The following is a 21,737-nucleotide window of genomic DNA, read 5'->3' as shown; positions in this document are numbered from 1 at the left end:
TTTTTCAATCTGTGACAGTTCCCTTTAAAAGGCACCGATACTGCCACCACCTCCACCTCCGGAGAAGCCACCACCAGAACTTCCATTTCCAGAAGATACGGAATAGGTACTTGCTGTGTTTGCGATGCTGGCATAATGGCTCATTTGCGCGCTTGAATGATAAAACATACCGTGCCAGCCATAATCTACATAGAGATTGATATCTGGATTTCCCACTTTAATCTGATGAACCTTCATCAAATGGCTGACCTTGTCCGCATAGCCAAATAAGGTCGCATAGACCAAAAGGCGATTCCAGACCACAATACTTTCCAATTCAGCCTGATCCAATCGTGCAATCTCACGCAACATATTTTCAAAACTGGTCCAGAGATAGTATACTTCTGCTCCTGCTTCATTTAGGACACCATCACGATTATCTAGTCGAAGCTTCCAATAATAGAAAACAACCAACACCAAACCTAAAAAACCAAGTATTGGCAAGGGGACGTAAAGATAGCCATAAACATCCAAACTGTACAAGAACAAACCAAATCCGATAAATAGGGGCAGGATAGTCAAGGCACCCATACCCACTTGCAAGGCCTTTTCCCCACCAGTTAAAGGACGATAGTAATTCGGAAGCCCCCAGAAGGTAACCCGATTTCTCACTCCTTCTTGCATCTGGTTCAATACTTCTTCAAAAGAAGATTTGAGCTGACGCCCCTTTGCTTGAATCCGTTTTTCATCAGAGACTTTTGCTCTACGATAAAGACTATCAGATACCTTGTAATCCGCAAACAAATTGGAAAGAGTTTCTTCTTTTTTGCCTGAAAAAGCCAGATTTAGACAGTCTTTCTCAAAGCTTGACAAACCATCTTCTTTTATTAGCCTCAAACCAACTGCATCTCCTTCTGAAATGATAGAGACACTTCCACGGTCTATCACATCTAGCAAGGTAGCTTGAATAAGTTGGTCAAAGGTGAATTTTCCAGCTCCCTTTACCAAGGGACTCACTTCCTCCAAGGAGGTAGAGTAGACAGCCTCTGATAAAACCATAGGCTCTAATTCCATTGGTGGTTCATAGATACGATGATTTTTGGCATATTTGACCGAAGGAATGGTCTTTCTTCTATAAATAAAATAAAAGCAAATACTCAATAACAAGGAGATAGAAAGTAGCGAAGGAAACACCCAAGTAACGAGTTGTTTACTCTGATCTTTTTCTCTAATAATCGAGTCTTCTATCTTATTAAACTCTTCTAAACGATTCCCTTTCAAGCCCTGATCCCTAGCGCTAGCAAAATTGGTCCGAGGCCAATAGGCATGCAATTCAACTCCACGCTTAGGCGGAAGATTGTCTAAACGGATAGTATAATCAAGATTACTCTTTTCAACCGTTCCCTCTCTAAAAAGTTTCCCTGTATGGAAAAAGAGTTTTTCCGCCCCCTTCTCTCCCCTTACATGAAATTCAAACTTTCCAATAGCTCCTGAACTATCTGTCAGAGGTTGCCAATTTAATTCAGCGATGTCATCATATAGAAAAAGCAAATTTTTTAAATTCCATGTTAGGTCAACTTCAACTATGTCGCCCTCCTGACCTGGATTATAAACTTTCACAGTGTAACCATTCGCCTCTTCTGTCACTTCGCTAGTAACGTCTACTAGTTCAGCACCGTTTTTCGCGGCCTGAACCGTTGGATGAGGATCAATGTCAAATCCACTGGGCATCTTGCCAGCACGTCCAAGTCCCACAATTTGACCCTTAAAGTCCTCCTCAAACTGGTAAACTATCTTCTGTCTAAATTCTGCTGTATTGTCTGCATGAATATACAAATCCCCTTGATAAGAGTTTATCTTGAAATCAATGGCAAAAACAGAGAATGGCAAAAGGCAAAACAAGCCTAACACCAGTAAGAAAAAAGTTTTTTTCATCAACTAACCCCCCCTTTTTATCTTTGCTATCATTATATCATTTTTTCACAAGTAAGGGCTTACCTATATTGAAAAATAGAGTTTTTTTCGATAAAATAGGAGACAGTTATTTTTTAATAGATTAGAAATAGGAGAAATCATGAGAAAAATATACTTATCTATTTTCACAAGTCTCTTGCTGATGCTAGGACTTGTTAATGTTGCTCAAGCCGATGAATATTTACGCATCGGGATGGAAGCGGCATATGCTCCCTTTAACTGGACTCAGGACGATGATAGTAATGGGGCTGTCAAAATCGATGGGACTAACCAGTATGCTAACGGATACGATGTTCAAATCGCCAAGAAAATCGCTAAGGACTTAGGTAAAGAACCTTTGGTTGTTAAAACAAAGTGGGAAGGTCTAGTTCCTGCCCTTACTTCTGGTAAGATTGACATGATTATCGCAGGTATGAGTCCAACTGCCGAACGCAAACAAGAAATTGCCTTTTCAAGCAGTTACTATACTAGCGAACCAGTTCTACTAGTCAAAAAAGATTCTGCCTACGCAAATGCTAAATCTTTAGATGACTTTAATGGTGCGAAAATCACTTCTCAACAAGGTGTCTACCTTTATGACTTGATTACACAAATCACAGGTGCTAAAAAAGAAACAGCCATGGGAGACTTCGCTCAAATGCGCCAAGCTCTTGAGGCTGGTGTCATCGACGCCTATGTTTCTGAACGCCCAGAAGCTCTGACTGCTGAAGCTGCTAACTCTAAGTTCAAGATGATCCAAGTAGAACCAGGTTTCAAAACTGGGGAAGAAGATACAGCTATCGCCATTGGACTTCGTAAAGATGACAATCGTATTAGCCAAATCAATGCCAGCATTGAAACCATTTCAAAAGACGACCAAGTTACCTTGATGGATCGTATGATCAAGGAACAACCTGCCGAAGCTACAACAACTGAAGAGACTAGCAGTAGTTTCTTTAGCCAAGTCGCTAAAATTCTTTCTGAAAACTGGCAACAACTTTTGCGTGGTGCTGGTGTCACTCTTTTAATCTCTATCGTCGGAACCATCACAGGTCTCATTATCGGCCTTGCCATTGGTGTCTTCCGTACTGCTCCTCTATCTGAGAATAAAGCCATTTATGGTCTACAAAAACTAGTCGGCTGGATCCTCAATGTCTACATTGAAATTTTCCGTGGTACACCAATGATTGTTCAATCGATGGTTATCTACTATGGAACTGCCCAAGCTTTCGGTATCAACCTTGACCGTACACTAGCTGCTATCTTCATCGTTTCGATCAACACCGGTGCCTACATGACTGAAATCGTCCGTGGTGGTATCCTAGCAGTTGACAAGGGACAATTTGAAGCCGCTACTGCTCTTGGTATGACTCATAACCAAACCATGCGTAAGATTGTCCTACCTCAAGTAGTCCGTAACATCCTGCCAGCAACTGGTAATGAATTTGTCATCAATATCAAAGATACATCTGTATTGAACGTTATCTCTGTTGTCGAACTTTATTTCTCAGGAAATACCGTGGCAACTCAAACCTATCAATACTTCCAGACATTTACAATCATCGCCGTGATTTACTTTGTCCTCACCTTCACAGTAACACGTATCCTACGCTTCATCGAACGCCGAATGGATATGGATACCTATACTACAGGTGCTAACCAAATGCAAACGGAGGATTTGAAATAATGACACAAGCAATCCTTGAAATTAAACACCTCAAAAAATCCTATGGCCAAAACGAAGTGTTAAAAGACATTTCTCTCACCGTCCACAAGGGTGAAGTTATCTCTATCATCGGAAGCTCTGGAAGCGGAAAATCAACCTTCCTACGCTCCATTAACCTCCTTGAAACGCCAACTGATGGACAAATTCTTTATCATGGACAAAACGTCCTCGAAAAAGGCTATGACCTAACGCAATACCGTGAAAAGTTGGGGATGGTGTTCCAATCCTTTAACCTCTTTGAAAATCTTAACGTACTTGAAAACACAATTGTCGCTCAGACAACAGTCCTTAAACGCGAACGTACAGAAGCTGAAAAGATTGCCAAAGAAAACCTAGAAAAGGTCGGCATGGGAGAACGCTACTGGCAAGCCAAACCAAAACAACTCTCAGGGGGTCAAAAACAACGTGTGGCCATCGCTCGTGCCCTCTCCATGAATCCTGACGCTATTCTCTTTGATGAACCAACATCAGCTCTCGATCCAGAAATGGTTGGAGAAGTCCTCAAAATCATGCAGGAACTGGCCCAAGAAGGCTTGACTATGATTGTAGTGACTCACGAGATGGAATTCGCTCGTGATGTCTCTCACCGTGTTATCTTTATGGATAAGGGTGTGATTGCCGAAGAAGGTAAACCAGAAGACCTCTTCACCAATCCTAAAGAAGACCGAACAAAAGAATTCCTTCAACGTTATCTCAAATAAAAAGAAAAGGCTGCATCAACCGTGCAGTCTTTTTGCTGTCCTAAAAATGAAAAGGCAGACCCTATTCAAGAATCCGCCACTATCCAAAGATTAATCTTCAAATTTTTCATAATTTTTTTCATAGAAATCAATTAAACCTAGAGCTGTTTCAAATGAAATATTTTTTACTTTTGCACGACCCTGCGCTAGAGCAATGATAGACATTTCACGCGCATTCGTTTCTTTAGAGATACGGTAGCCTGTGATTTTCTTATCACGAACCCAGCCAACAACTGATTCTACTTTTTCAAAGTTTGACTTAGCCATGTCCTTCTCCTATTTTCTTCTTTACGATATTTAATTGTATACGTTTTTATGTGTTTTGTCAATAAAAAAACATATATTCAATAAAATTAATGATTTGTTTTTTTGTTACTATCTTATTAAAGCCGATAATATATAGGTTTTTGCTTACTATAAATCATTAGTAAGCACCTAAAAAATAATTGCATCATTAAACCTATAATGTGTAATAATATTCATATAAACCACATACCAGCTGCTCTATAGGATAGACAGGAGTCATATTCAAGTAATTCTATACATTCCTTTTAAATTATTAAAGCTAGCAAAGATAATATTTTCCTCTGATCATCTCTTAACTATCTCTTTCCTTTCTCTTTGTCTGAGATCCCTTCCTGTCATTATTTAAATCTTATTTTCTTTTTCAACTGGTACAATGAACTTGTTTCATCAAATTTTACATATTCTTTTCAAACACCATCTCATAGTCAACATCTAGAATATGACTTACTAATGTCACAAACTTTTCTACTACTCTCATTTTACAAGTATCAGATCAATTTTATCAATTAAATCACCAAATCTGTCTCATAAATACTGATTATTTTCTCTATTTGCTATTATATTTAGACGATTTTTAAATTAGTTATATATAAAATATTGTATTCTAAATAGTACCCTTATATATAGCAAGTGATTCTTTTTTATTATTATAAACTGAATCAAAAAATAATAGGTACTATAATGACTTGTGATAGAAATAGCGTAATCGATTTCCCAAGTCCATAGGAATCGCCCCCTTTCTTCACCCTCATTATAGCACCTATACATCAGTTGTGCAAATAATATGATATTTTTTTATTATTCCTCAGACTAGCATATTATAGAGCGTTTCATTACCATTCAAGTTAATATAAGATGGATCAAAACCTTCCATCCGACGAATCAAACCTGCATAATCATGCTTATCTGCTAAGGCGATCCCAATTAATACTGGTCCTGTCCCCTTGCTAGCTCGTTTGATATACTCAAAACGTGTGATATCATCATTTGGCCCCAGAATATCATTTACAAATTCACGCAAGGCCCCTGGACGCTGTGGAAAATTCACTACAAAGTAATGCTTGATCCCATCATAAATCAAGGCACGCTCTTCCATTTCCGGCATACGGTTGATATCATTATTTCCTCCAGAAATGATACAACAAATGGTTTTCCCCTTGATATATTCAGCCAAAACCTCTAAAGAAGCGATACTAGCTGCTCCAGCAGGTTCTGCAACAATCCCTTGCTTAGAGTAGAGGTCAATCAAGGTTTCAGAAATCAATCCCTCATCGACACCTACTAAGGTTTGAACATGTTGACGAGTTGCTTCATAGGTCAATTGACCTACCTTTTGTACAGCAATCCCATCCGCAAATTTGTCAATTTCTTTGAGTTTAACAGGTCCACCAGCTTCAAAGGCAGCTTTCATGGAACGCGCTCCATTAGCCTCTACCCCAATGACTTCAATCTCTGGACTTGTTTCCTTGATATAGGTAGAAACCCCAGCAATGAGACCGCCACCACCAACAGGAACCAAGACAGCATCAAAATCAATCGATTCTTTTCGAGCTTCTTCTAAAATCTCATAAGCAACTGTTCCTTGACCTGCCTGAACATGGGCATCATCAAAAGGATCAATAAAGGTACGATTTTCAGAGACTGTAAATTCTTGAGCTGCTTTAGCTGACGCATCAAAGGTATCTCCAACTAGTTTAATAGTTACGAAGTCCCCACCAAAAAAACGAACCTGACCAATTTTTTGTTGCGGAGTAGTAATTGGCATGAAAATAGTTGCAGGAATCTTCATTTCATTGCAAGTATAGGCAACTCCCTGCGCATGATTCCCCGCAGAAGCGCAGACTACCCCACGCTCACGTTCTTCCTTGCTGAGCTGGGAAATGGCATAATAGGCACCACGAATTTTAAAAGAGCGAACACGTTGGGCATTTTCCTTTTTCAAATAAATCTTAGCACCATACTTCTCCGATAAATAATGGTCATAATCCAGTGGGGTATTAACAACCACACCGTTCAAGACCTTATGAGCCTTGATGATATCTTTTGAACTTAACATCATTTTCTCCTAGACTATTTCATATTATCACAATCCATCCTCTTAAAAAGAGATGAATTGATTATAAAAGCGAGTTAGTCCCCCAACTCGCCTTCACCTTAATTTCTATCAATTAGTTATAGATTTTGAATGCATCATCGTCGTTTTTACCAACGAATGGCATTGCTTTACGCAATTCTGCACCAACTTTTTCAATTTCAAGGTTAGCTGCTTGTTCACGGTAAGCAGTCAATTTTGGACGTCCAGCTTTATAGTCATTTACAAAGTCATTTGCAAATTTACCATTTTGGATATCAGCCAAGACAGCTTTCATGTTTTCTTTAACTTGCTCAGTAATCACACGTGGACCTGATACATAGTCACCGTACTCAGCAGTGTTTGAAATTGATTGACGCATTTTCTTAAATCCACCTTCGTAGATCAAGTCAACGATCAATTTCATTTCGTGAAGAACTTCAAAGTATGCCAATTCTGGAGCGTAACCTGCTTCTGTCAAAACTTCGAAACCTGCTTCGATAAGGGCAGTCAAACCACCACAAAGTACAGCCTGTTCACCAAACAAATCTTCTTCTGTTTCTTCTTTGTAAGTTGTTTCAAGAAGACCTACACGAGCTGCCCCAACACCTTTACACCAGTCCATAGCAATGTTTTTAGCATTTCCTGTTGCATCTTGGTAAACTGCATAAAGAGCTGGAACACCAAATCCTTCTTCATAAGTACGACGTACCAAGTGTCCTGGTCCTTTAGGAGCACACATAAAGACATCTACATCCGCAGGAACTTTGATAAACTCAAAGTGGATATTGAAACCATGAGCAAATCCAACTGCGTTTCCAGCTTCCAAGTTTGGAGCGATTTCTGCTTCGTACAATTCTTGTTGGATTTCGTCTGGTGCCAAAATCATGATAACGTCAGCCAATTTAGTAGCTTCTGCTACTGTGTAAGTGTCAAATCCATCTTCTTTTGCTTTATCAAAAGATTTACCTGGACGTACACCGATAATAACGTCACGACCTGAATCACGCAAGTTTTGAGCATGCGCATGTCCTTGCGAACCATAACCGATAACGGCGATTTTTTTACCATCAAGTGCTGCTACTTTAACATCTTTTTCGTATTCCATTTGAACTGCCATAGTTTTTTCTCTCTTTTCTATTATTTATTGCCTTTTAGGCTGGTTTAACAAATTTAAAATATTTTTATACTCAATGAAAATCAAAGAGCAAATTAGGAAGCTAGCCACAGACTGCTCAAAGCACTGCTTTGAGGTTGTAAATAAGACTGACGGAGGCAGTAACATATACCTACGGCAAGGCAAAGCTGACGTGATTTGAATTTGATTTTCGAAGAGTGTTAATCGCGGGTAAATCCAGTTGCACCAGTTCGAGCAATATTGCGAATACCATATGGTCGAATGACTCGCAATAGAGCTTCACTCTTTTCAGCATTTCCTGTCATCTGAATGGTAATCGAGCTTGGCGCTACGTCTACCACTGTTGCACGGAAAGGTTGAATAATCGCTAGAATCTCAGCACGCTTCTCAGCTGGCGCTGACATCTTAACCAAAATTACCTCGCGCTCCAAATGAGGCTTGTCTGTAATATCACGAATGCGAATCACATCAATCTGACGATTAAGTTGCTTGATGATTTGCTCCACTTCATCATGAGAAGTAACATCAATAATAATAGTGATACGCGATACATTCGGATCTTCTGTTGCTCCAACAGAGATGCTTTCAATATTAACCTGACGACGAGATAGGACACCTGTAAAACGATTGAGGACTCCTGAACGATTTTGTAGTTTTGCCGTTAACATTCTACGCATGGAACTTCACCCCCAGCATCTCATGATTACTCTTACCAGCCGGTACCATTGGTAACACCTGTTCCTTACGAGAAATATCTACCTCGATTAGCATAGGAACATCCTCAGTGATCACTTCAAGGTCTTGAGCCAAGGTCTCAGGATTATCAAACTTATAGTTTTTAATGCCATAAGCCTGCGCCATCAATTGGAAATCAGGAAGGGTATCAAAGACTGACTCTGATGTTCTACCTTCATAGAAGGATTCCTGCCACTGGCGAACCATTCCAAGTGAGTGATTGTTCAGCATAACCACCTTGATTGGCACTTTGTAAATATTCAAAATAGCCAATTCTTGGTTGGTCATTTGGAAACCACCATCCCCAACAAACAAGACTACTTCCTTATCTGGGTTAGCAATTTTAGCACCAATTGCAGCTGGAATTCCAAATCCCATCGTTCCCAAACCACCTGAAGTCACTAACTGACGTTCATTTTGATAGGGATAATACTGGGCTGTCCACATTTGGTGTTGACCAACGTCTGTTACCACAATGGCATCACCATTTGTCAACTCACCGATGCGTTCAATAACGGCCTGAGGTTGAACCACGCGTTCTTTCTTATCATAAGAACGAACACGGTTCTTATCTTTAGTAACTTTCTCAATCCATTTCTCAGTATTGTTATGAACTGTTGGTTCCGTCAATAACATTTGCAAGGCCTTCTTAGCATCTCCAACTACAGGAATATCTGCACTGATAATCTTACCAATCTCAGCTGGATCAATATCAATGTGAGCAACCTTAGCATTCTTAGCAAAGGTCTTAGGATTCCCCGTCAAGCGGTCATCGAAACGACAACCAATACTAATCATAAAATCAGCTTCCGTCATGGCAATATTAGCTGCGAATGACCCGTGCATGCCTCCCATTCCAAGGAAGAGTGGATGACTCGTTGCAATCGTTCCTTGTCCCAAAAGACTGGTTACCACTGGAATTTGATAGCGCTCTGCAAATTCATTTAGTTCCGCAGCAGCTTCAGCATAACTAATTCCACCACCAGCTAGCAAGACTGGCTTTTTAGCCTTGGATAATTGCTTCAAGATTTTCTTGATTTGCATATCATTTGGCTCAAGAGTTGGCTGATAGCTTGGTAGGTTCACTTCTGGTGAATAGATGAAGTCTGTTTCTAAAGCAGATACATCTTTAGGTAGGTCAATGACGACCGGACCTGGACGTCCTGTAGTTGCGATATGGACAGCTTCCGTAATAATTCGAGGGATATCAGCTGTCTCACGAACTTGGTAATTGTACTTAGTGATTGGCATGGTAATCCCCACAATGTCTGCCTCCTGAAAGGCATCCTTCCCAATCCCAGCTCGCGCCACCTGACCTGTAAAGACCAAAAGGGGAACGCTATCGCTCATAGCATCCGCAATCCCTGTAATGGCATTTGTTGCCCCTGGTCCGCTAGTGACGACAGCAACACCCAACTTTCCAGTTGATTTGGCATAACCTTCAGCTTCATGCAAACAACCTTGCTCATGGCGTCCTAGAATGTGGCGAATACCTTTAAAATTATATATCGCATCATAAAAAGGCAAGACCGCACCACCAGGATAACCAAAGATGGTATCAATTCCTAAATCACGAAGTGTTTCCAAAACTAGGTCCGACCCCGTCTTAGGAGATTCTAAACTGATTTTCTCCATTGTTCCCCTTTCTCTTCTCTTAAAAATAACTTGTTACTATCATACCATTTTTTCAAAATTTTTCAAGAGAAAAGAAGAAATTTTCTGAATTTTCTATTTTAACGTTTATTTATGAATATTATTCTATTTTTTATAAGCTTCAAAATATAATTCATATTCTTTAGCAATTTATTTGCATTTATATTGTAAATTTCTTTCGCAAATTTCTTTAACTCATTTTTATATGAAATTTTTTTGAGTGCACTGCACGTTTGCAGAGTTAATGAAATTTATCATAACTATACAAAAGAGGAAGCCACTAAGTGACTTCCTTCTAGAGTGAGGACAGATTAGTCTTCACCTTTGTTTTTCTTAATGATTTCTTCTTGTACTGACTTAGGTACATCTTCGTAGTGGTCAAATACCATCATGAATGTACCACGTCCTTGAGATGCAGAACGAAGAACTGTTGCGTAACCGAACATTTCAGCAAGTGGAACGTAAGCACGAACGATTTGGCTGTTACCATGTGCTTCCATACCATCTACACGTCCACGACGAGCAGTTACGTGACCCATAACATCACCAAGGTTTTCTTCTGGAACAGTGATTGTTACAAGCATCATTGGCTCAAGGATAGCTGGTTGTGCTGATTTAGCAGCTTCTTTAAGAGCAAGTGAAGCCGCGATCTTGAAGGCAGTTTCAGATGAGTCGACATCGTGGTATGAACCATCGTAAAGCTTAGCTTTAACGTCAACCATTGGGTAACCTGCAAGAACACCGTTAGCCATAGATTCTACCAAACCTTTTTCAACCGCTGGGATAAATTCACGAGGAACCACACCACCGACGATTGCGTTTTCGAATTCGAATCCTTTACCTTCTTCGTTTGGAGTAAATTCAATCCATACATCACCGAATTGACCTTTACCACCAGACTGACGTTTGAAGAATCCACGTGCTTGAGTAGAAGCGCGGAATGTTTCACGGTAAGATACTTGAGGAGCACCTACGTTCGCTTCAACTTTGAACTCACGACGCATACGGTCAACAAGGACGTCAAGGTGAAGCTCACCCATACCTGAGATAACTGTTTCACCAGTTTCAACGTTTGTTTCAACGCGGAATGTTGGATCTTCTTCAGCCAATTTTTGAAGGGCAATACCCATCTTATCTTGGTCAGCTTTAGATTTTGGCTCAACCATCAATTGGATAACTGGTTCTGGAACATTGATTGACTCAAGGATGATTTTAGCTTTTTCATCTGTCAATGAGTCACCAGTAGTAGTATCTTTCAAACCAACGGCAGCAGCGATATCACCTGAGTAAACAGTGTCGATTTCTTGACGGCTGTTAGCGTGCATTTGAAGGATACGTCCGATACGTTCACGTTTACCTTTAGAAGTGTTCAATACGTATGAACCTGATTGAAGCACACCTGAGTAAACACGGAAGAATGTCAAACGACCTACGAATGGGTCAGTCATGATTTTGAAGGCAAGAGCTGCAAATGGCTCTTCGTCAGATGCTGGACGAGTTTCTTCAGCGTCTGTATCTGGGTTAATACCTTTGATAGCTGGGATATCAAGTGGGCTTGGAAGGTAGTCAATAACTGCATCAAGCATCAATTGAACACCTTTGTTCTTGAAGGCAGAACCACACAATACTGGGAAGAATTCAACGTTGATAGTCGCTTTACGGATACCAGCTTTCAATTCTTCGTTAGTGATTTCTTCACCTTCGAGGTATTTCATCATCAATTCTTCGTCAGTTTCAGCAACTGCTTCAACCAATTTTTCACGGTATTCTTGAGCTTGATCAAGGTATTCAGCTGGAATATCTTCTTCAAGGATATCTGTACCAAGGTCGTTAGTATAGATTTCAGCTTTCATCTTGATCAAGTCGATGATACCACGGAAGTCATCTTCAGAACCGATTGGCAATTGGATTGGGTGTGCGTTTGCTTGAAGACGATCGTGAAGTGTGCTTACAGAGTAAAGGAAGTCAGCACCGATTTTGTCCATTTTGTTGGCAAATACGATACGTGGAACTCCATACTCAGTTGCTTGACGCCAAACTGTTTCAGTTTGAGGCTCAACACCTGATTGTGAGTCAAGAACGGTAACCGCACCATCCAATACACGAAGAGAACGCTGTACTTCGATTGTGAAGTCCACGTGTCCTGGTGTGTCGATAATGTTTACGCGGTGGTTGTCCCATTGAGCTGTTGTCGCAGCAGATGTGATAGTGATACCACGTTCTTGCTCTTGCTCCATCCAGTCCATTTGTGACGCACCTTCGTGAGTTTCACCGATTTTGTGGATTTTACCAGTGTAGTAAAGAATACGCTCAGTAGTTGTTGTTTTACCAGCATCGACGTGAGCCATGATACCGATATTACGAGTTTTTTCAAGTGAAAATTCGCGTGCCATGAGGTTTGTTTCTCCTATTTATTTTTGATTTCTATTCTATTATAACATGATTTTAATAAAAACGGATAGGCAGGACCTACCCGTTCTCAATGTTTTCATGCTATTGTTGGTTTCAACTTGTAGATTTACAAATTGAATCGAACTCGGGCTAAAAGCTCAAGTTAGTTGAGTTGAGCTCAAGCTAAAAGTCTGGAGAAAAAGATGAATCTCATTGGTTGCAATCGCAACCTGCTTTGATTCCCTATTTTCTCTGGGACTTTCTTAACGCTTTCGCATCCTATATTACCAACGGAAGTGTGCGAATGCACGGTTAGCTTCAGCCATACGGTGAGTGTCTTCACGTTTCTTAACAGCTGCACCAGTGTTGTTAGCAGCATCTAAGATTTCTTTTGCAAGACGGTCTTGCATTGTGTGTTCACCACGAAGACGAGCGATTGTTACCAACCAACGAAGTCCAAGTGTTGTACGACGTTCTGGACGAACTTCAACTGGGACTTGGTAGTTAGAACCACCGACACGACGTGCACGTACTTCAAGTACAGGCATGATGTTTTCCATAGCTGTTTCAAATACTTCAAGTGCATCGTTACCAGTAGCTTCTTTGATTTGCTCAAAAGCACCGTAAACGATTGAAGCAGCTGTACCACGTTTACCATCAAGCATAACGCGGTTGATAAGACGAGTAACTAGTTGTGAATTGTAAAGCGGATCTGGCAATACGTCACGTTTTGGAGCTCTATTTTTACGACTCATTTCTCTTTATCCCCTTTCCTTATGCTTTTGGACGTTTAGTACCGTATTTAGAACGGCCTTGTTTACGATCGTTAACACCTGCAGTATCAAGTGCACCACGGACGATATGGTAACGTACCCCTGGAAGGTCTTTTACACGTCCACCACGAAGAAGCACCACGCTGTGCTCTTGCAAGTTGTGTCCGATACCTGGGATGTAGGCAGTAACTTCGATAAGGTTGCTCAAACGTACACGAGCGAATTTACGAAGGGCTGAGTTAGGTTTTTTAGGTGTCATTGTTCCAACACGAGTTGCAACACCACGTTTTTGTGGTGAAGAAACGTTTGTTTGAACTTTTTTATGACTGTTGTAACCAACGTTCAAAGCTGGTGATTTAGATTTTTCTACTTTTGATTTACGCGGTTTGCGAACCAATTGGTTAATTGTAGGCATCTACATTCTCCTGTGTTTTTTTATTTTTGGTGATGATACACTTGGTGACAGCTATCATCTGTGTGTACTTTTGCAACATTTGTCAGCACGTCCCTGTACACTCTTGAGAGACCAAAAGTAAAAAGTACCGTCTATTATTGTAACAAAATTTTCCATTGGTTGTCAAGATATTTTTCTTTTTTATTGTTAATTTTAGCTCTTTTGTAGTGCTCCCTAAAAAAAGAAAAAGGAGGAATCCCACCCTCCTAAAGTTAGTATTGTTCCATTCAATCCCATCAATTTTAGCACATAAGGGTTTTCGAGATATGATAGTATCACAACCAACCAGATTCTTTCGCGATATTAGCTGCCTCTGTTCGATTACCTGCATCTAGTTTCGAAAGAATATTAGTGACATAGTTTCGGACTGTTCCGTTGGATAGATAAAGTTTATCTGCAATTTCTTGGTTAGAGAAGCCCTGAGCGATTCCCTTTAAAACTGCGATTTCTTGCTCTGTTAATGGATTGGGATGCGTCATCACCACTTCCATCAATTCAGGCGAATACTCCTTGCCTCCTTCGAGGACAGTGTGCAAGGTATACATGAGGTCTGCAATGTTTCTTTCTTTTAATACATAAGCATCTACTCCAGCCTTGACCGCACGTTCAAAATACCCAGGACGCTTGAAGGTCGTCACCACAACCACCTTTGTTTCAAGCTTTTCTGCTCGTATCCACTCCAAGACTTCGAGGCCCGTCTTAACAGGCATTTCTACGTCAAGGATGGCGATATCTACAGACTCCTTTTCTAATAGTTGGATTGCTTCTTGCCCATTCTTGGCTTGAAAGACAGACTCTACATCTGGTTGAAGCGTGAGCAACTGGCACATGGCATCTCGCAACATACTTTGATCTTCTGCAACAAGTAGTTTCATCTTAGTTTCTCTCCTTATAAGGTAGTCGAACCTGAACTTCTGTCGGTTGTTTCCAACTAATTACCTTTACTTCTCCCGAAAATGGAAGAACACGATCTCGAACTGTATGGAGGTCATCCCCCTTTATAGAAGTAAAGCCACAGCCATCATCTCTCACTGTTAGAATGAGTTCTTTCTCTGTCCGTTCTAATTTTAAGTAGACTTTAGAAGCTTTGGCATGTTTGATGATATTAGTCACCAATTCAAGCAAAATCATGGAAGCCGTTGACTCCAATTCCTGAGTTAGGCTAGCTGTATCTAGTTGATTAGCTATTTCAACCTCAATTCCAGCAATTTCTAACATCTTTTTCACAGTCTCTAGTTCGGATGTCAAAGTTCTAGACTTAAGATTTTCCACAATAGTTCGCACTTCACGCATTGATTCTTTGCTAATTTGCTGTATTTCTCTTAATTCCTTTTCCACCTGTGGATAAGCCTGTATTTGAAATAACTGCAAGGCTAGATCAGTTTTAACACTAATCATAGCAAAGGTATGCCCCAGACTATCATGCAAATCTTGACCGATACGACTGCGTTCATTTTCAGCAAGCAATAGATTTATCTGCGCATTTTGCTTAGCCTGAGCTTCTTTCAAATCCTCCACAATACGAATCCGAACCAAGCCAAAAGTCATTAAATCGATAAAAGTGATAATTCCAAGCAGATAGACTAGAAACTCAACTTCAACTTCCTGAAAAATCAAAAGTTGCCCCACAACAAGGACTTGAGCAAGGAGAAAAGTCCTGACATGTAAAGAATTAAAACTACGTACACCAAAATGATAACTTAAGAGATTGGAAAGGAAAAAGAAGAACCAGATATAATTTACAGCAACAAAGGCAGTGTTCCCAGCTACATAGACCAGCATGATGCCCCAGAAAAGCCAAGATAGGCGCTGATTCTTAGTTGTTAAAACACCCAAATACGCCACTACAAATAGAATATCAATCAATAAATGCCAGACAGGAAGCCACCCAGTCACTACAGGTAGGACGGGGAAAATCATAAAAATTAAACTGACCCAGAACATATAATGTATGCTTTTCAGTCTTTCAAGCATTAAGCATTCTCCTTATGACCTTGAAGGTAAATGGTCAAACCAAACAAAACTACTGAAAAAACAAGTAGATAAACTGTGGCTGATAAATTGATGCTACCCTCATTTAAGAAGGTCTTGAGCAACTCCATCAACTGATAAGTTGGTAGGCACTTCCCGATTGCTTGCATCCAGTCTGGAAATAAAGAGATGGGCATCCAGAGTCCCCCTAAAACAGCCAAGCCTAGATAGAGAAGATTGCCCACGACAGACATCAGCTGACTAGAAGGCAAGAGTGTCAAGGTCAAGCCAAGCGCTACAAAAGCTACACTTCCTACTATCAGCAAGAACGCAGCCCCAATCCAGCTTCCTAAAGGCATATCCACACCTCTTACCAAGTGCCCAACTGAGAAAACAACCAGGATTGAGACCAGATAATCAACCATCATACTTGTTATCTTTGATAGATAATATTCTACCATATTTACCGGAGTATGGCGCAATGTTTTCTGCCAGTTGTTGATTTTATCGGTATGTAAAACAGCTGGGAATGAAAACATAGCTGTCGACATCATGGAAAAAGCCGTCATGGAGATGAGGTAGTCGCGCATAAAATTAGCCGGTCCATCTGGTGTGTCCTGGTACATGCCTGAAAAGAATAAATAGAAGGCTGTCGGCATCCCTACGGATAATAGATAATAGACTAATTGTCGTTTGGTCAATAGAAATTCTATCTTGTTTAGTGCGATCCATCGTTTCATCTTAGTCATCTCCCTTTTGTGTTTCTTCAAAGATTGTATCCAACAAGCTACGATTATTGACTTCAATTTCTTGAATCCTACATCCTGCTTGCACTAACAGTTGCCAAAAAGCATCCGCTTCACGTGTAACTACTTGCAAAGCATCTTGTTTTTGTGACCAGTTTTCAACCAAGTTAGACTGCTCAATGACTTCCTTGTATGCTAGAGGAAGAATAAAGTGCTTTTCAATCTCCTCACTGCGCATGGCTAGAGGTGTTGTATCGCGAATCAACTCTCCCTTATTCAAGACCAAGATTCGGTCCGCTGTATGCTCTACCTCTTCGATATAATGGGAGGAATAGAGAATGGTAACTCTCTTAGCTTTTAGTTCCTGAACAATTTCCCAAAAGCGTTGACGAGTTGAAGTATCCATGGCAGCAGTTGGCTCATCTAAAAAGACAAGCTTTGGTCGCCCAATCAAGGTCAAGACAAAAGAGAAGAGACGCTTTTGCCCGCCTGACAATTTTTCTGCGAATTGCTCTTTCTGTTGCTGGTCAAACTGCAATAGTTGATCAATTTCCTGGTTGCTCAAGGGATTTGGATAAATGCTTTGAAAGAAAGCAACCAACTCTTTGACCTTTAATTTCTGAACGATGACATTTTCTTGAGGCAGATAACCTCTAATATAGTCTAACTGAGAACTCGTCACTGACAAGCCTTGGATGGATACTTGACCGCTTGTGACCAATTTATCTCCAAGCAGACAGTCCAAGAGTGTGGTCTTCCCAGCACCATTGGGCCCAATCAAGGCGACGCATTCACCTTCAGCTACCTCAAAGGAAATATCCTTCAAAATAGCCTTTCCCTTGATGTTTTTATGTAATCCTTGAACCTTAATCATGTCCATGATATTCTCCTTTCAGCCACTCCATTCCCATAGGAAAGGCGATAAAAATCATAAATCCTAGTCCCAAGGCACCACGGATGAATTGGTGAAGGAAGGCTTGATCAAACCAACCTGTAAACATTTCTACCAACCATACCACTAGTGATAGTCCAATAAAAAGATAGAGAAACGCTTTTTTCATTTTTCAAACTCCTTTTTCACATCTGAAACTAATTTCAAACCTTCTCGGATAAGCCAGGACATCATTCCAAATCCTGCAAATAGCTCCCAAGGAAAATGATAGAAATCTTCATCCAATCCTGAGAACATGAGATAAGTCATGACTCCTGCTGCTACTAAACTCACTGCGACAATTACTTTATGTTTCATTTTTTCTTCCTCCACTTGATACATCTAGTATAATTCTTTGAAGGTAGAATCACTAGAAGCTTCTGTCATGAAGAGATATGACAAATGTCATAAAAAAAGAAAGTTGCAAAATCAACTTTCTTTTTAATCTATTAAATTTTTATTCCACACTAAATAGGTATGGGTAAACTGGTTGTTGGCCTTGGTGAATCTCTACTTCAACGTCTTCGAATTCTTCTGCGATTTCTTGGGCAATTTCATTGGCAAGTTCTTCGCTTCCGTCTTCACCGATATAGAAGGTTACAATCTCACTATCTTCATCCAACATATGTTTCAATGTTTCTGTCAAGGTTTGGTGCATGTCAGGGTTTGACACAAGAATTTTCCCATCAACCATACCAAGATTATCGTTTTCATGGATTTCCAAACCATCGATTGTTGTATCACGCACAGCTGTTGTGACGCTTCCGCTAACGACATCGCTAAGAGCTACAGTCATACGCTCTTGGTTTTCTTCGATGGACTTGCTTGGATCAAAGGCGAGAAGACTTGTCAAACCTTGTGGCAAAGTACGAGCTTCCACCACTACTGCTGGTTGCTCCAAAACTTCTGCTGCAGATTGAGCTGCCATGAAGATGTTCTTGTTGTTTGGTAGGAAGATAATGTTACGAGCATTGACCTGTTCAACAGCCTTGATAAAGTCTTCTGTTGAAGGGTTCATGGTTTGACCGCCTTCGATAACATAATCCACACCTTGAGAACGGAAGATATCTGCTAAACCTTTACCAGCCACCACAGCAATCAAAGCATATTCTTTTTCTTCAGCTGGTTTGCTAACTTGAGCAGCTTCTTTCTCAACCTGTGCTTCGTGTTGGTTACGCATATTGTCAACTTTTACCTTGACCAAGCTACCATATTTGAGACCTTCTTGCATAACAAGTCCTGGATCTTCTGTATGGACATGGACTTTGACAATTTCATCATCGTTAACAACGAGGAGAGAATCTCCAAGTTCATTCAAGTAGTTACGGAATTCATCGTAGTCAAAATCTTTAGCATAGGTTGGACCTTGCTTGAGAGCTACCATGATTTCAGTACAGTAACCAAAGGTGATGTCCTCAGTCGCTACATGACCAGCCACAGACTTATGATGTTCTGCATTGATCATTTCACTCATGTTGGCAGGAGTCGCTACAAAGTCCTCAGATGCAATATATTCGCCAGTAAGGGCTGAAAGGAAACCTTCATAGATGAATACCAGTCCTTGACCACCTGAATCCACAACGCCAACTTCTTTCAATACTGGAAGCATGTCTGGTGTTTTAGCTAGAGCTGTTTTAGCACCTTCCAAGGCTGCGCGCATGACTTCAACAGCATCATCTGTTTGCTCAGCTTTTTTCTTAGCACCGATAGCAGCACCACGAGAAACTGTCAAAATCGTTCCTTCAACTGGTTTCATAACGGCCTTATAGGCAACTTCCACACCTGATTGGAAGGCAAGGGCCAAGTCTTGACCTGTTAACTCGTCTTTATCCTTGATGGCTTGTGAAAATCCACGGAAAAGCTGAGACGTAATAACTCCTGAGTTTCCACGCGCCCCCATCAAAAGACCTTTAGCAAGAATGCTCGCTACCTCGCCAACTGTAGAAGCTGGCTTGTCTGCAACTTCTTTAGCTCCATTTTCAATGGTCATTCCCATGTTTGTTCCAGTATCTCCATCTGGAACTGGGAAGACGTTTAATGAATTGACATATTCAGCTTGCTTATTCAAGCGAGTTGATGCAGCCTGCACCATTTCTTGAAATAAGCTAGTAGTAATTTTTGACACGGTTATTCTCCTACAACTTTGATATTTTGAATGTAGACATTTACAGTCTGAGCAGTAATTCCAAGTTGGTTTTCCAAACTAAAACGAACACGCTCTTGAATGTTTTTTGACACTTCGCTAATCTTTGTTCCGTAGCTCAACACGGTATATACATCAACTGCAATACTGCCATCTTCGGCCGCTTTTACGACGACACCTTTGGAATAATTTTCCTTACCTAGAAGGGCTTGGAAATTATCTTTGAGGGCATTTTTACTAGCCATACCGACCACACCAAAAATCTCAGTTGCTGCGCCACCTACGACGGTTGCAATCACTTCATCTGTTAGTTCGATTTGACCATCTTTTGTATTAATTTTTACAGTCATCCTTTTTACCTCAACTAGTTGATACTCTATTTTATCATATTTCAGCCCAAGTGTAAAAGCAGAATACTGTATCAGCGGATATTTACTCCGTTTTTCAAATGATTTTATACCCACAACAAAAGAAAAAAGACCCTGAGGTCTCCTTACTTTTATTATTAAACGCGTTCAACTTTACCTGATTTCAAAGCACGAGCTGAAGCCCAAACTTTTTTAGGTTTACCATCGATAAGAACAGTAACTTTTTGAAGGTTTGGTTTTACGGCACGTTTTGTTTGGTTCATCGCGTGTGAACGGTTGTTTCCTGATACAGTCTTACGACCTGTAAAGTAACATACTTTAGCCATTGTGTTTTCCTCCTATTAGATCTAATATAGCGGATGTGCTAGCACCACATACCGTACTATGTTATCACACTTTCTTCATTTTTGCAAGGGAATTGGAATATTTTTTTATTTAACGTAGACAATTCCCAACTTCCCAAAGGCCACATCTCCACGGATAATCAAGGTTTTGCTGGTTGGGGCTAGAGGAGTATCTGCCTTGGCTACGCCACAGAAAGTTTCTACCTTTAAATCAACTCTCCAATGTTGAGGAACATAGATAACTGCATTCCCAAAACCGACTTCTATCTTCAAGGTTGCGCTATCTCCCAACATCTCTGCATTGTCATAATAAATCTTGGCATTCCCAAAACCAACTTCTACTTGGTCTTCTACCAATTCTTGATTTTGCTTGTAGAAAGTCCCACTTCCAAAAGCGACTTCCTTATCTGAAAGAATGGTCTTTTCACCATCATACCACCATTTTTTCCCATTCCAAGTTCTGTTAGAATGAGTGAGTGCGCTGACACCCATTACGATTAAAATACTTGCCCAGAACAATGACTGATTGGGAATTGGTAAAATGCCATAAAAGTGGTTAGCAATCATTAAGGCTACTAGAGCTGTAAAAGAGGCTGAAGTTAAGTGACGACGCAACAAAGCTCCAACTGATTGATAGGCAAAAAATCCAATACCAATCAAGGGCAAAATTTGCCCTCCCAGAGAAGGGATTCCAAAATTCCCCTGCAATAATACTAAAGCCGCCAAAATAAGCAATACAATACCAAATGCTTTCTTTTTCATCTTCTTACCTCATGTTTCTTAGATTTTCTTTTAGGAGGGATTGGTAATGCCGTGACACATGAACCTCCTTGTGAGTCTGATAAAAGGAAATGGTGCCCGTTCCTGAAAAGGACTTGTCCACCGAGTAAACCTGACGAATATTAGCAATGGTCGACTTGGATACTCGACTGAAATAACGGGGCAGGATAGACTCTAACTCATAGAGTTTAAGTCGAACCTCGTAGGCATCTTTCTGGGTATGGGCGTAAATCTTGTTCCCCTCTGTTTCAAAGAAAAGAATTTCCGACAAGTCCAGATAATATTCACCCGTCCCCTTGTAAAAAATCAACCTAGGAGACTTGGATTCTTGCAAGAGGCGCTGTAAATCCGCAATCTCATCTGTCAAAGCCGCTGCCTTGATGACAATTTCAGTTTCCTCTAAATTGCTGTCAATTTCGATTCGTAACTTCATTCCATCTCCTTTCTGACTCTACTATATCAAAGCCAAAATAAGAAAACAAGAGCAAAAAAGCAAGTGGTTACTTTAACCCCGTAAGTGGTTGTATGGCCACCT

Annotated in this window: 22 protein-coding genes; 2 read left to right on the top strand and 20 right to left on the bottom strand. The window is 40.4% G+C overall.

Annotation, left to right across the window (positions count from 1 at the left end):
• Positions 1-24 precede the first annotated feature (24 nt).
• Positions 25-1,914 carry a DUF2207 domain-containing protein gene (locus tag MK482_RS02055; protein ID WP_268717830.1) on the bottom strand — a complete coding sequence of 630 codons (1,890 nt, stop codon included), beginning with the start codon at positions 1,912-1,914 and terminating at the stop codon, positions 25-27.
• A gap of 139 nt (positions 1,915-2,053) precedes the next feature.
• On the opposite strand from MK482_RS02055, the gene MK482_RS02050 reads away from it, so the two are divergent.
• Both MK482_RS02050 and MK482_RS02045 read left to right on the top strand, forming a co-directional pair.
• Entirely contained in the window at positions 2,054-3,619 is a 1,566-nt protein-coding gene (locus MK482_RS02050) for an ABC transporter substrate-binding protein/permease (RefSeq protein ID WP_268717829.1), read from the top strand.
• Positions 3,619-4,359: an amino acid ABC transporter ATP-binding protein gene (locus MK482_RS02045; protein WP_033680755.1), complete on the top strand. Its 741-nt coding sequence runs from the start codon at positions 3,619-3,621 to the stop codon at positions 4,357-4,359. The genes MK482_RS02050 and MK482_RS02045 overlap by 1 nt, the downstream gene beginning before the upstream one ends.
• A 90-nt stretch (positions 4,360-4,449) precedes the next feature.
• On the opposite strand, the gene MK482_RS02040 is transcribed toward MK482_RS02045, so the two are convergent.
• The 19 genes from MK482_RS02040 to MK482_RS01950 form a co-directional block, all read right to left on the bottom strand.
• Entirely contained in the window at positions 4,450-4,665 is a 216-nt protein-coding gene (locus MK482_RS02040) for a hypothetical protein (RefSeq protein ID WP_001130038.1), read from the bottom strand.
• Positions 4,666-5,509: 844 nt separating this feature from the next.
• Positions 5,510-6,760 carry a threonine ammonia-lyase IlvA gene (ilvA, locus tag MK482_RS02035; RefSeq protein ID WP_000952976.1) on the bottom strand — a complete coding sequence of 417 codons (1,251 nt, stop codon included), beginning with the start codon at positions 6,758-6,760 and terminating at the stop codon, positions 5,510-5,512.
• A 112-nt stretch (positions 6,761-6,872) separates the two neighbouring features.
• Entirely contained in the window at positions 6,873-7,895 is a 1,023-nt protein-coding gene (gene ilvC, locus MK482_RS02030; RefSeq protein ID WP_000290683.1) for a ketol-acid reductoisomerase, read from the bottom strand.
• A gap of 218 nt (positions 7,896-8,113) precedes the next feature.
• Positions 8,114-8,590 (bottom strand): acetolactate synthase small subunit, encoded by a 477-nt coding sequence (gene ilvN, locus MK482_RS02025; protein WP_124787567.1) that lies wholly within the window; start codon positions 8,588-8,590, stop codon positions 8,114-8,116.
• The gene (locus MK482_RS02020) at positions 8,583-10,283 is read right to left on the bottom strand and encodes an acetolactate synthase large subunit (RefSeq protein ID WP_268717828.1); all 1,701 of its coding nucleotides are present in this window, start codon (positions 10,281-10,283) and stop codon (positions 8,583-8,585) included. Before MK482_RS02020 ends, ilvN begins: the two co-directional genes overlap by 8 nt.
• A 329-nt stretch (positions 10,284-10,612) precedes the next feature.
• The gene (gene fusA / locus MK482_RS02015; RefSeq protein ID WP_000090329.1) at positions 10,613-12,694 is read right to left on the bottom strand and encodes an elongation factor G; all 2,082 of its coding nucleotides are present in this window, start codon (positions 12,692-12,694) and stop codon (positions 10,613-10,615) included.
• A 282-nt stretch (positions 12,695-12,976) separates the two neighbouring features.
• On the bottom strand, positions 12,977-13,447 hold the full coding sequence (gene rpsG / locus MK482_RS02010) for a 30S ribosomal protein S7 (protein WP_000087873.1): 471 nt from the start codon (positions 13,445-13,447) through the stop codon (positions 12,977-12,979).
• 19 nt (positions 13,448-13,466) lie between these two features.
• Positions 13,467-13,880, bottom strand: a complete 414-nt coding sequence (gene rpsL, locus MK482_RS02005) for a 30S ribosomal protein S12 (RefSeq protein ID WP_001142332.1) — start codon at positions 13,878-13,880, stop codon at positions 13,467-13,469.
• Positions 13,881-14,194: 314 nt separating this feature from the next.
• Entirely contained in the window at positions 14,195-14,794 is a 600-nt protein-coding gene (locus MK482_RS02000; protein ID WP_268717827.1) for a response regulator transcription factor, read from the bottom strand.
• Position 14,795: 1 nt separating this feature from the next.
• A complete protein-coding gene (locus MK482_RS01995) occupies positions 14,796-15,893 on the bottom strand; it encodes a sensor histidine kinase (RefSeq protein ID WP_268717826.1) in 1,098 nt (365 codons plus the stop codon).
• A complete protein-coding gene (locus MK482_RS01990; protein WP_268717825.1) occupies positions 15,893-16,630 on the bottom strand; it encodes an ABC transporter permease in 738 nt (245 codons plus the stop codon). The genes MK482_RS01995 and MK482_RS01990 overlap by 1 nt, the downstream gene beginning before the upstream one ends.
• 1 nt (position 16,631) lies before the next feature.
• A complete protein-coding gene (locus MK482_RS01985; RefSeq protein WP_268717824.1) occupies positions 16,632-17,516 on the bottom strand; it encodes an ABC transporter ATP-binding protein in 885 nt (294 codons plus the stop codon).
• Complete coding sequence (locus tag MK482_RS01980) at positions 17,503-17,697, bottom strand: hypothetical protein (protein WP_268717823.1); 195 nt, start codon at positions 17,695-17,697, stop codon at positions 17,503-17,505. The genes MK482_RS01985 and MK482_RS01980 overlap by 14 nt, the downstream gene beginning before the upstream one ends.
• Positions 17,694-17,885, bottom strand: coding sequence for a hypothetical protein (locus MK482_RS01975; protein ID WP_268717822.1), 192 nt, complete (start codon positions 17,883-17,885; stop codon positions 17,694-17,696). Before MK482_RS01975 ends, MK482_RS01980 begins: the two co-directional genes overlap by 4 nt.
• A gap of 139 nt (positions 17,886-18,024) precedes the next feature.
• Entirely contained in the window at positions 18,025-19,692 is a 1,668-nt protein-coding gene (locus tag MK482_RS01970) for a DAK2 domain-containing protein (protein ID WP_125392902.1), read from the bottom strand.
• A 2-nt stretch (positions 19,693-19,694) separates the two neighbouring features.
• A complete protein-coding gene (locus MK482_RS01965) occupies positions 19,695-20,060 on the bottom strand; it encodes an Asp23/Gls24 family envelope stress response protein (protein ID WP_000216437.1) in 366 nt (121 codons plus the stop codon).
• Between the two features lie 155 nt (positions 20,061-20,215).
• Positions 20,216-20,404: a 50S ribosomal protein L28 gene (gene rpmB, locus MK482_RS01960; protein WP_001140948.1), complete on the bottom strand. Its 189-nt coding sequence runs from the start codon at positions 20,402-20,404 to the stop codon at positions 20,216-20,218.
• A gap of 105 nt (positions 20,405-20,509) precedes the next feature.
• Positions 20,510-21,184 carry a hypothetical protein gene (locus tag MK482_RS01955; protein WP_268717821.1) on the bottom strand — a complete coding sequence of 225 codons (675 nt, stop codon included), beginning with the start codon at positions 21,182-21,184 and terminating at the stop codon, positions 20,510-20,512.
• A 4-nt stretch (positions 21,185-21,188) separates the two neighbouring features.
• Positions 21,189-21,635 carry a LytTR family DNA-binding domain-containing protein gene (locus MK482_RS01950; RefSeq protein ID WP_020901878.1) on the bottom strand — a complete coding sequence of 149 codons (447 nt, stop codon included), beginning with the start codon at positions 21,633-21,635 and terminating at the stop codon, positions 21,189-21,191.
• Positions 21,636-21,737 lie beyond the last annotated feature (102 nt).

This window comes from Streptococcus mitis (genome assembly GCF_026782865.1).
GTDB classification, from domain to species: Bacteria; Bacillota; Bacilli; order Lactobacillales; family Streptococcaceae; genus Streptococcus; species Streptococcus mitis_CG.
The sequence above is the reverse complement of the archived record's forward strand: the minus strand, read 5'-3'. Positions and strand labels throughout refer to the sequence as shown.